The following is an 858-nucleotide window of genomic DNA, read 5'->3' as shown; positions in this document are numbered from 1 at the left end:
GCCCAACCGTTCAGCGAACTTGCCGGGATCCTTGAGAATGTCTGAGAGCAGGCTGATGCTGTCCCACACACCCACAATCGCCTTCCAGCTTCCCGCCAGCAATCCGTTCCCGGCAGCCGCAAAGGTCGACTGCGACCACTGCGGCTTAAATCCTTCCCACTCACCGCGCAGCCAGCCGTCCAGTTCTTTGGTCAGGCCGTCATAAGAGGAGAAAAGATCATCAATTTGAGCCGGCGTGACTTCACTCTGAACATGAATTTTGTAGAACTTGCCAGGTGTCCCTTTGAACTGCCCTTTACCGTTTTCATCGAGCGTCACCGACTTGCTCTCGCCGCCATCCATGGCAATCACATCAACCGAAATATTCCCCAACGGAATGTCATAAACCGACTCAAACTTGCTCTCGATCTCCAGAATCCCGCCATCCGGGCACTGCGCCACACTGGATAAAAACTCATCATCACCACTGCTCACCGCAGTCGTCGTACTGCCGAGTTTTATCAGCCGCTCCATGCCCATCAGCGACGGCAAATCAGCAGCGTGACTGGCTTTGTCCGCCGCTCGGCTAAACCAATGCTTCAGCTGTTCGCGATAAAGCGTCAGCGTGTCCGGAAAACTTTCGAGTTCCTGATCGATGCGGCCGATATGCGTCATCAACGCACCGAACGGCATGAAGTTGAGTGGTAAATCGGGTCGAACATGAGCAATCCCTCGCGCTGAAAATGGGGCGCGCGAGACTTTGCAGGGGATCAGTCAGGAAAGAAGTCAGAGAAGTAGGTGATGACTGTAGGGAAAATCTTTAAAAATGCTTCAACAAAAACGGATAGGCCAAAACGCAAACGTGGCGTGAGGATTCCC

1 pseudogene is annotated in these 858 nt (G+C 53.4%); it reads right to left on the bottom strand.

Annotated features, from left to right (window positions below):
• Window positions 1–654: pseudogene (locus tag AC1DRJ_RS30245) on the bottom strand (type IV secretion protein Rhs); the annotation flags it as partial.
• Window positions 655–858: the final 204 nt, after the last annotated feature.

This window comes from Pseudomonas sp. P5_B2, from assembly GCF_056400445.1.
Note: the sequence above shows the minus strand (reverse complement) of the source record. Positions and strands in the feature narration are given on the sequence as shown.